The organism is Protofrankia sp. Cj3 (genome assembly GCF_917627355.1).
GTDB lineage: Bacteria > Actinomycetota > Actinomycetes > Frankiales > Frankiaceae > Protofrankia.
In genome coordinates, this window is sequence record NZ_CAKJTR010000039.1 from 16,048 (window position 1) to 25,163 (window position 9,116).

Annotated in this window: 11 protein-coding genes; 4 read left to right on the top strand and 7 right to left on the bottom strand. The window is 69.3% G+C overall.

Annotated features, from left to right (window positions below; genetic code table 11):
• Nucleotides 1-63: 63 nt before the first annotated feature.
• The gene (locus tag MJ783_RS07690; RefSeq protein WP_239309549.1) at nucleotides 64-462 is read left to right on the top strand and encodes an antibiotic biosynthesis monooxygenase; all 399 of its coding nucleotides are present in this window, start codon (nucleotides 64-66) and stop codon (nucleotides 460-462) included.
• 43 nt (nucleotides 463-505) lie between these two features.
• On the opposite strand, the gene MJ783_RS07695 is transcribed toward MJ783_RS07690, so the two are convergent.
• The 3 genes from MJ783_RS07695 to MJ783_RS07705 all read right to left on the bottom strand — a co-directional run bounded on the left by MJ783_RS07695 (nucleotide 506) and on the right by MJ783_RS07705 (nucleotide 4,987).
• Complete coding sequence (locus MJ783_RS07695) at nucleotides 506-1,630, bottom strand: hemolysin family protein (protein WP_370651504.1); 1,125 nt, start codon at nucleotides 1,628-1,630, stop codon at nucleotides 506-508.
• Nucleotides 1,627-3,069 carry a hemolysin family protein gene (locus MJ783_RS07700; RefSeq protein ID WP_239309550.1) on the bottom strand — a complete coding sequence of 481 codons (1,443 nt, stop codon included), beginning with the start codon at nucleotides 3,067-3,069 and terminating at the stop codon, nucleotides 1,627-1,629. The genes MJ783_RS07695 and MJ783_RS07700 overlap by 4 nt, the downstream gene beginning before the upstream one ends.
• 190 nt (nucleotides 3,070-3,259) lie before the next feature.
• Nucleotides 3,260-4,987 carry a DEAD/DEAH box helicase gene (locus MJ783_RS07705; RefSeq protein WP_239309552.1) on the bottom strand — a complete coding sequence of 576 codons (1,728 nt, stop codon included), beginning with the start codon at nucleotides 4,985-4,987 and terminating at the stop codon, nucleotides 3,260-3,262.
• 387 nt (nucleotides 4,988-5,374) lie between these two features.
• On the opposite strand from MJ783_RS07705, the gene MJ783_RS07710 reads away from it, so the two are divergent.
• The gene (locus MJ783_RS07710) at nucleotides 5,375-6,049 is read left to right on the top strand and encodes a ferritin-like fold-containing protein (RefSeq protein ID WP_239309554.1); all 675 of its coding nucleotides are present in this window, start codon (nucleotides 5,375-5,377) and stop codon (nucleotides 6,047-6,049) included.
• A gap of 109 nt (nucleotides 6,050-6,158) precedes the next feature.
• Here MJ783_RS07710 and MJ783_RS07715 read toward each other — a convergent pair whose 3' ends face one another.
• The 3 genes from MJ783_RS07715 to MJ783_RS07725 form a co-directional block, all read right to left on the bottom strand.
• Nucleotides 6,159-6,386: a DUF3107 domain-containing protein gene (locus MJ783_RS07715; RefSeq protein WP_239309556.1), complete on the bottom strand. Its 228-nt coding sequence runs from the start codon at nucleotides 6,384-6,386 to the stop codon at nucleotides 6,159-6,161.
• A gap of 138 nt (nucleotides 6,387-6,524) precedes the next feature.
• Complete coding sequence (locus MJ783_RS07720; protein WP_239309558.1) at nucleotides 6,525-7,208, bottom strand: TetR/AcrR family transcriptional regulator; 684 nt, start codon at nucleotides 7,206-7,208, stop codon at nucleotides 6,525-6,527.
• 162 nt (nucleotides 7,209-7,370) lie between these two features.
• Nucleotides 7,371-7,586 carry a hypothetical protein gene (locus tag MJ783_RS07725; RefSeq protein ID WP_239309559.1) on the bottom strand — a complete coding sequence of 72 codons (216 nt, stop codon included), beginning with the start codon at nucleotides 7,584-7,586 and terminating at the stop codon, nucleotides 7,371-7,373.
• 74 nt (nucleotides 7,587-7,660) lie between these two features.
• On the opposite strand from MJ783_RS07725, the gene MJ783_RS07730 reads away from it, so the two are divergent.
• Nucleotides 7,661-7,837, top strand: coding sequence for a hypothetical protein (locus tag MJ783_RS07730; protein WP_239309561.1), 177 nt, complete (start codon nucleotides 7,661-7,663; stop codon nucleotides 7,835-7,837).
• 120 nt (nucleotides 7,838-7,957) lie between these two features.
• On the opposite strand, the gene MJ783_RS07735 is transcribed toward MJ783_RS07730, so the two are convergent.
• Complete coding sequence (locus MJ783_RS07735; protein WP_239309562.1) at nucleotides 7,958-8,155, bottom strand: hypothetical protein; 198 nt, start codon at nucleotides 8,153-8,155, stop codon at nucleotides 7,958-7,960.
• A gap of 91 nt (nucleotides 8,156-8,246) precedes the next feature.
• On the opposite strand from MJ783_RS07735, the gene MJ783_RS07740 reads away from it, so the two are divergent.
• The coding region (locus MJ783_RS07740) for a Ku protein (RefSeq protein WP_239309564.1) at nucleotides 8,247-9,116 on the top strand (870 nt) is incomplete at its 3' end.

Genomic DNA, 9,116 nt, shown 5'->3' on the forward strand with positions numbered 1-9,116 from the left:
AACCACCCGGACGCGGCTCCCTGATCGAACGACGACTCCGGGAGCACGCCGTAACGTGGTCTCATGAGCGTCGTGAAGATCAATGTATTGACCGTTCCGCCCGAGACGCGGGCCGCCCTGGAGCGGCGGTTCGCCGGCCGGGCGGGGATGGTGGAAGCGGCCGACGGTTTCGAGTGGTTCGAGCTGCTGCGTCCGGTGGAGGGCACGGACGCCTACCTCGTGTACACGCGTTGGCGCAGCGAGGAGGATTTCGGGAAGTGGCAGGCGTCGAACGCCTTCCAGACGGGGCACGCCGCCGCCGCTACGGATGCCGCGGGTGAGTCGCCGGCAGCCCCCGCGGCTGGTCATCCTGGCTCGGGCCGCCCCGGGCCGGAGGCGGCTGGACCCGGTGGGCCGGCCGCGACCGGGGCGCAGCTGTGGTCGTTTGAGGTGGTGCAGGCGGCAGCTCCCCGGAGCGCCTGAGCGCCTGAGCGCCTGACCGCTTGGCTGCCTGCCGGACCGCCAGTCAGCGCATCCGGTGGCTGGCGTCCTCGACCTCGCCCACGAACTCCTCCACCACGTCCTCAAGCGCGACGACCCCGATGGTCGTGCCAGCCGGCCCGGGGACGCGCCCGAGATGGCAGCCGGTCCGTTGCAGCAACCGCAGTACCTCGTCCAGCGGCAGGTCCGGGCGGATCTCGGCCATGGGCCGGAGCCGGCGCGGTGGCAGGGGGGCGTCCCGGGCGTCGCTGTGGATCCCGAGAACGTCCTTGGCGTGGATGAAGCCGGCGATCATGACGCTCGCCGCGGCTGGGCTACCCGGCGTCGTCGGCGTAAGGGGGGCCCGATCGGTGCCAGCGGCGTCGGACGGGCCCGGCGCCCGGACCGGAAACCGGGAGAAACCGGTCCGAGTGACCAGGGCTTCCAGCTCGGCCGCGCTGACTGACCAGGGCACGGCCACGACCTGATCAATATTGATCATGACTGAGCGGGCTGTTCGCTCGGGCAGTTCCAGCGCGCCGGTGAGCAGGTTGTGCTCGTAATCCTCCAGCAGCCCCTGCTGCCGGGATTCAGCGATCATGATCGCGAGCTGGTCCGGGGTGTAGGCGGTGCTGAGCTCGGCCACCGGTTTGATCCGGACGAGCCGGACGCAGCCGTTGGCAACCGCGTCGAGAAAGAGGATCAACGGGCGGGCCAGGCGCGCGAACCGGAGCAGCGGCGGCGCGAGCCGCAGCGCGGCCTGTTCCGGCCTGGCGAGGGCGATGTTCTTCGGCACCATCTCGCCGAGCACGATGTGCAGGCAGACGACGATCGCCAACGCGGCCGCGAACCCGATCGGGCTGTACAGGCTCGCGGGGACCCCGAGCGCCCGCAGGCTCCCGTCGATGAGGTGAGCGACCGAGGGCTCCGCCACCGCGCCGAGGCCCAGTGAACAGATCGTGATACCGAGCTGGGACGCGGCAAGCATCGGAGACAGGTTCTCGATCGCCGTGATGGCCGTGCGGGCATGGCGGTCGCCCGCGGCCGCCATGGGTTCGATCCGGTCGCGGCGGGCCGAGATGACGGCGAACTCAGCGCCGACGAAGAAGGCGTTGCCGGCCAGGAGGACGACCGCGCCGATGAGGCTGAGCAGGATCATCGGCGTGGTCACCCGGTCCGGTCGTTCCCACCGGAGCGGGGGCCGACCGCCGCAGCCGCATCCGCATCAGGCCCCGGATGCTTTGGATGTTCCGGATGCTTCGGATGTTCCGGCGCGAGGGCTAGGCGGATGCGGTCGATGCGGCGGTGGTCCATCCGCTCGGTGGTGAGCCGGTGGCCGGCCACCTCGACCTCGTCACCGACGCCGGGTATCCGCCCCAGCCGGTGCAGGACAAGGCCGGCGAGCGTTTCGTACGGGCCCTCGGGCAGCGCGACGCCGGTGCGGTCGGCGACCTCGTCCAGGCGGAGCAGCCCGGAGAGCACCCAGCTCCCGTCCGCGCGGGCGGTCGCGTCAGGCGTCCGCGGGGGGTCGTACTCGTCCGCGACGTCGCCGACAAGTTCTTCGACGAGGTCCTCCAGCGTGACCACACCGGCGATGTCGCCGTACTCGTCGATGACGATCGCGAGTTGCAGGCTGTGGCTGCGCAGCGTGGTCAGGAGATCGTCACAGCCCAGCGAGCTCGGTACCACTGTGGGTGGGACCATGATCTGGCTGATCGACGTGGCCGGGCGGGCCGGCGGGGGGACGCCGAAGGCGTCCTTGACGTGAACGACCGCGAGCACATCGTCGACATCGGTGGCATCGGCCGCGGTAGGCGGCACCGTGCCGCGGCTGCCGGGGTGCCGCAGCACGGGGAAGCGGGAGTGGCCCGAGCGCTCGGCTACCCGCAACAGGTCCGCCACGCTGTCACCGGCATGGAGCGCGACCACCTGGACGCGGGGTGTCATGATGTCCTGCGCGGTGCGCTCACGCAGCCGCAGGGACCTGCGCAGCAGCGCCGCGGTACCGCCAGGCAGCGTGCCCTGTTCGGCCGATGAACGCACCAGCCAGCCGAGTTCGGACGGGGAGCGGGCGGACCGCAGCTCATCCCGCGGCTCGATGCCGAGCGTCCGCAACAGGCGGTTGGCCGACCCGTTCAGGAGCACGATCACCGGCCGGCAGAGACGGGAGAAGAGCAGCTGTGGCCCGGCCACCCGTTCGGCGACGGCCAGCGGCGCGGAGATCGCGACGTTCTTCGGGAACAGCTCGCTGAGGAGCATCTGTGAAATCGTGGCTATGAGCAGGGCAATGACCACAGCGGATGCGTGGGCGACCCCGTTCGGGAGGCCGACCGTAGTGATCACCGGGGTAAGCAGGGATGCCAGCGCCGGCTCGGCGAGGTAGCCGAGCAGCAGCGAGGTCAGCGTGATGCCCAGCTGCGCGCCGGAAAGCTGGAACGACAGCGAGTGCACGGCGCGAAGTACCCGTGCGGCGCGGTGGGAGCCGTCCGCCGCGGCCTGTTCGAGCTGGCTACGGTCGACCGCCACCAGCGCGAACTCGGCGGCCACGAACAGCCCGTTGCCGACGATGAGAACAATGATTATCAGTAGGCCGAGAATATCGTTGATCATTGTTGGCGTGGATACCCGCCACAATCATGGCCGGGGCCGGATGTGGCTGGCGTGGGTACGGCCGCGAGCGCGGATACCCTGAGCGCGGGTGTCCTGGCCGACCGGAGATCTCGCCTGCGCGGCCGGCCCGTCGGCGCGCTGGGTGTCATCTCCTCATCCTTGCCCACCGTGAGCGCTCATAGGCCTGCCGTCAGGCGGATTCGGCCTGCCGTTCGATGGGACCGCCGTCCAGCGCGCTGGGCAGCGCCGCGTCAGCGGTCTGGGTGGTGGCGGAACGGCCGCGACCGCCCCTACGGCGGCGGCGGCGCGGGGCCGGCTGGCCGTTCGTGACGCTGTCAGCGCCATCGGGGCCGAGCCCGTGATCGAGCCTGTGATGATCAATATCAAGGTCGTCCGGGAACAGCGCCATCGCTGGAACAGCTGGAACAGCCGTCGCGGGCTCGAGGAACAGCGCGGCCGTAGGCGTCCGGCCCGCGTCCGTACGGTCGATCGTGGCGACCGCCGCGACCGCGGCGCCGGCGCCGCGGGTGCGCCGCCGCGTGCGGGTGGTGCGGGCACCAGCGGGTCGATCGGCAGGCGGCTCGGCTGAGGCCGCGTCGGACTGGTCACTGGCCCTGCGCTGCCGGCGCCGCCCGCCTCGACCGGTTTCACCGAGGTCCTCGACCTTTTCAGCCGCGAGCCCGGCGCGGGTACGGGATGCGTGCGGCAGCACGCCAAGCGCGTCCGCGGGGATCTCAAGATCCTCAAACAGGTGCGGGGAGGTCGAGTAGGTCTCGACCGGCGTGTCGAAGGACAGCCCCAGCGCCCGGTTGACCAGAGCCCACCGTGGCATGTCGTCCCAGTCGACGAAGGTCACGGCCACGCCGCTGCCGCCGGCCCGGCCGGTACGGCCGATGCGGTGGAGGTAGACGTTCTCGTCCTCGGGGCACTGGTAGTTGACCACGTGGGTCACCCCGCCGATGTCGATGCCGCGGGCCGCCACGTCGGTGGCGACCAGCACATCGATCTTGCCTGTCCGGAACGCCCGCAACGCCTGCTCACGTTGGCCCTGGCCGATGTCACCGTGCACGGCCGCGGTGGCGAAGCCCCGCCGGGCCAGGTCATCGACGACCTTGTCAGCGGTGCGCCGGGTCCGGACGAAGACGATGGCCAGCCCACGGCCGTCGGCCTGCAGGATCCGAGCCAAAACTTCGATCTTGTCAAGCGCGTGGGCGCGGAAAACGTGCTGCTGGATGTCTGGGACGGTGCGGCCCTCGTCCGGGCGTTCCGCCGTGACGTGGACCGCCCGCCGCATGAACCGGCGAGCCAGTGCCACGACCGGCCCCGGCATCGTCGCCGAGAAAAGCAGCGTCTGGCGGATGTCGGGGATCTGGGCGAGTATGCGCTCGACATCCGGCAGAAAGCCGAGGTCAAGCATCTCGTCGGCTTCGTCGAGAACGAGCATGCGCACCGCCGTGAGCGCCAGGGCGTTCTGTCGGGCCAGGTCGAGCAGCCTGCCAGGGGTACCCACGACGATGTCCACGCCCGAGCGCAGGTCCGCCAGCTGTGGTTCGTAGGCACGCCCGCCGTAGACCGAGAGCACCCGCAGATCGCGGTGCGCGCCAGCCCGGCCGATGTCAGCGGCTACCTGAACGCACAGCTCACGGGTGGGAACGACCACCAGAGCCTGGGGGCGCCCGGTGGCGCCCTCGGCGCGGCTGGTTACGGTCTGCACGAGCGGGATGCCGAAGGCGAGGGTTTTGCCGGTCCCGGTGCGGGCCTGGCCGATGAGGTCGGAGCCGGCCAGCGCGAGGGGGAGCGTCAGTTCCTGGATGGGAAAGGGGGAGATGATGCCCTGGTCACGCAGAGCCTCGACGATCTCTTCGCGGACACCGAGAGCCGCGAAACCGGGCGCCGACGCGGCGGCGGCTGAGGCCACCGTCCTGCCGGTGCTGGGAAAGTTCGTGGGCTCCTCGTGCGGGGGTGCGGTGGTTTCAGTCGAAACGGACAGCGGGATGCTCCTGGTCTGCTATGAGCGGGATCCGACGCCGCACCCGCTCGCGATATCTACCGGCGGGGTCCGCTGACCCGGGGTGGGGCGACGCCCGCGCGGGCCGGAAGTGGTCTTGTCAACCCCCGGCTGATGACAAGGATAACCTGAGGATGGGCCTCCGCGACATGTTCCGGCACAATGACCTTCGGTGGGGTGGGTGCCGGCCGGGGGATGACGCGCCGCGAATGCCTGCGCCAGCAGGCGTTCTGGCCGTGCCATCCTGTCGACATATTTCGGGGCGGTTCGTGCCGGGCGATACTGAGGTGGTCAGCGATGACGGACAGGACGGGTGTATCCGATCGGGCTGCCGCGTCCCGGATCGCCGTCATCGATCTGCTGGGTTTGTTGGCCTTCGGTGAACTGACCGCGTTCGAGCGGCTGGCCACGGACGCGCGGATGGCTCCCACGCTGCTGGACAAGATCGCTCTCGCCCGGATGGCGGCGGCCGAGTTCGCGCATTTCGAGACCGTTCAGGAGCATTTGCTGCGCATGGGCGCGGATCCCGAGGAGGCCATGGGGCCGTTCGTGGTCCCGCTGACGGTTTTCCACAACCTCACCGCGCCGGCGGACTGGCTGGAAAGCCTGGTCAAGGTGTATGTCGGTGACAACATCGTTGCCGATTTCTACCGTGAGATCGCGTCGGTGCTCGCACCCGACGCCCGCGAACTGGTCCTCGACGTCCTGGCCGACACGGGGCACGCGGCGTTTGCGGTAGAGCGCGTCCGTGCCGCGATCGAGGCGAATCCGACTGTGGCTGGCCGGCTCGCGCTGTGGGCCCGGCGGCTGATGGGGGAGGCGCTGACCCAGGCCCAGCGGGTGGCGGTGGACCGGGAGGCGCTGACCGGCCTCCTGGCCGGCATGGGTGACCTACAGGCGTTGGTGGACATGTTCGATCGGATCGCCCAGGCGCACGCGGCGAGGATGGAAGCGCTCGGCCTGTCAGCGTGATGCCGAGGACTTTCCCGCTCCCCGGCATCACGCAGCGCGGACGCCTGTTCGCAGCCGCGTGACGGCCACCACTAGCTGAGGTGGCGGTCCGCTTCGGCACTGACCGAGTTCAGAGCGAGCCGAAGCCAACCCGACGCGTCTCGGCCTCGGTGATCTCGATATAGGCCAGCTTCGCGACCGGGACGATGACCTGACGGCTCTTCTCGTCCACGAGCGTGAGCAGGCCCAGCTCCGACCCGATCGCGTCAGCGACCGCCTGGGCCACATCCGCCGACGACTGGCTGCTTTCGATTACCAGCTCACGCCCGACGTTCTGGATGCCGATCTTGACCTCCACCAGCGATGACCTCCGCGTTCGATTGACCAGCCAGGGCAATCGCGCTTTGGCGCGATCTGTCGCCACGATAGGGCCTGCGGCGGGCGGGGGGGTAGGCGGCCCGGCCGTGTTCGCTGGAGGCGTCAGTCCTCCCGCGCGTCAGTCCTCCCGCTCGTCGGCATGGTCCGGTGACGCGGGGTCGGCGTCGTCGACGTTGCGGCGCGGGTAGCCGGCGAGGCCTCGCCAGGCGAGCTCGACCATGGTTGCCACAGCGCGCTCCTTCTCCACCGTCCCGCCGGTGACCAGCCACCAGCGGGCTCCCGTCTCGGCGAGACCCACCAGCCCGATGGACAGCAGCTCGGCCTCGCCGGGACCGACACCGGTGTCCGCGGCGATGACGGCGGCGATGGCGTTCGCGCACTCGGTGAAGCTGTTCTCCACCCGCTTGCGGACGGCGGGCTCACTGCGTAGGTCGGACTCGAGGACGAGCTGGTAGGCCCCGCTGGGATCGTCGACGAAGTCGAAGTAGGCCGCGATGGACCGGGCGATCCGGGTGTGGTTGTCGGTGGTGGAGGCAAGCGCCCGGCGGACGCTTGACAGAAGTGAGTAGGCCTGCTCGTCCAGCAGCGCTAGATAAAGATCAAGTTTTCCGGGAAAGTGCTGGTAGAGCACGGGCTTGCTGACGCCCGCACGCTCAGCGATCTCATCCATCGCGGTCGCGTGATAGCCCTGGGCAACGAAGACCTCGCGCGCGGCGCCCAGCAGCTGGAACCTGCGTGCTGTCCGGGGCAGCCGTGCGGTCTTGCCTGTCCGCGGTTGCGGTGCGGACGGCCCGACGGTCACCGGCGCACCTCCTTCGCTGCCCATCGGCACATTCGCCAGCTACTTTCCCACATGGCAGGACCCTGATCGGCGGGTCGAGCCGAGCCAGATTGAAGATTTTTATGCGGGGGCCGTGGGCGGCGCAGGAAAAATCTTGGCTGCGCCGTCTTCGGCCGGTCGTTCTTACCGGTACTCGTCCTCGTCCTCGTCCTCCACGGCGATGCGCTGCTGCGCCGCGTCGTACTCGGCAACCTCGAGGGGGAAGGCCCATGCGGACGGCGGCACCGGCGGTTCACGGGTCGAGATCTCGCGAGCCTGCTCCGCGGCATCGGCGTCGGGCACATCCGGACGGTCGAGAATGTCACGCACATCGAGCGGGAGGTCCGTCGGTGAGCTCATGGCTTCCTCCTGTCAGCGCCTGCGGCTTGTGATCGCCTGTCGGTAGGCGGTGGCCGCGCGGACGTCTTGGAACTTTGCATCTCCGCGCCGGCCGCACCTGGCAAAGGGGCAAAAAGATCGCCGTGTTCTTCGACTCGATCCGGTATGTCGCCCACCATGAATACCAGGTCAGCCGGATGCTGGCAGAACGCGGCCCCGTCCCGGGCGGCGGGGTGGAAACGACCGGGCGGGTCCCGCTGCCCGCGGCATGATCGGTGCGTGCCGGTGGAGACACGCTGCCTGATCGCCTGATCGCCTGATCGACAAAAGATCATGACTGGCCATCGGGTACGGCATTTTGTCCTGATGGGCGGCGCCGCTGGCGGGTCGGTTCACTGGCGCAGGTAGCTGGTGTAGGTATCCGGTCCGGTCGGCCCGCGCCCGATGAGCCGTTCGCCGGCTGGCTGCTGCCCGATCGGGCCGGGCCCGGTGCCCGGATGCCTGCCATGGGTCCATCTCTTGTACCCATACGCCTTCCATACTTCGCCGGAGTGGGAGAGCATTGTGATGCGAGTGTTTTTGTTGGGCATGAATCGTGATTTTTAGGGAAATCGACGATTCGGGGATCATGCAAATTGGAACGTTCCGTGAAGATGCTAATACTCACGGTAAGGGGCGGGCGTGCGATCGATCTGGAAAGGCGCGATCTCCTTCGGTCTTGTCTCGATTCCGGTCAGGCTCTACTCGGCCACCGAAGAGCGGGACGTGTCGTTCCATCAGGTGAGACGCGACGACGGGTCCCGCATCCGCTACAAGCGGGTGGCCGCGGCGGACGGGGCTGAAGTTCCGTACTCTGAGATCGCCAAGGGGTACGAGCTGCCGTCCGGGGAGACCGTCGTGCTCACCGATGAGGACTTCGCGAACCTGCCGCTGTCGACCTCCCACACGATCGACGTGCTGGAGTTCGTCCCGCCGGGGCAGGTCGACCCGATCTATTTCGCCAGGAGCTACTACGTCGAGCCCGACCGGACCGGGATCAGACCGTACGTGGTCCTGCGGGACGCGCTCGAGGAGTCGGGGCGGATCGCGCTCGTCAAGGTCGCTCTTCGCCAGCGCGAGCAACTGGCGACCATGCGGGTTCGCGACGGGGTGTTCGTCCTGTCCACGATGATCTGGCCGGACGAGGTGCGTGCCCCGGAGTTCCCGTTCCTGATTGATCATGTTGATCTTCGACCGCAAGAATTGATCATGGCGCAGGCGCTGATCGACACGCTGTCCGCGGACTTCGACCCGACCCCGTACACCGACGGGTACCGGGCGGCGTTGCAGGCCGTCATCGAGGCGAAGGTGTCCGGGAACGAGATGGTGACCCCGCCGGGTGGGGGACAGCCGGTCAGCGCCGCGGGTGATCTGGTGAGCGTGCTCACGGCCAGCGTGGCGGCGGCGCGGGGGAACCGGGCTGGCGCGCGGTCGGGCGCCGGCACCGAGCCCGGCGCGGGCGCGAGCGGCACCACCCCGGACACAGCTTCGATGGCGCACGGCGTGGGTTCT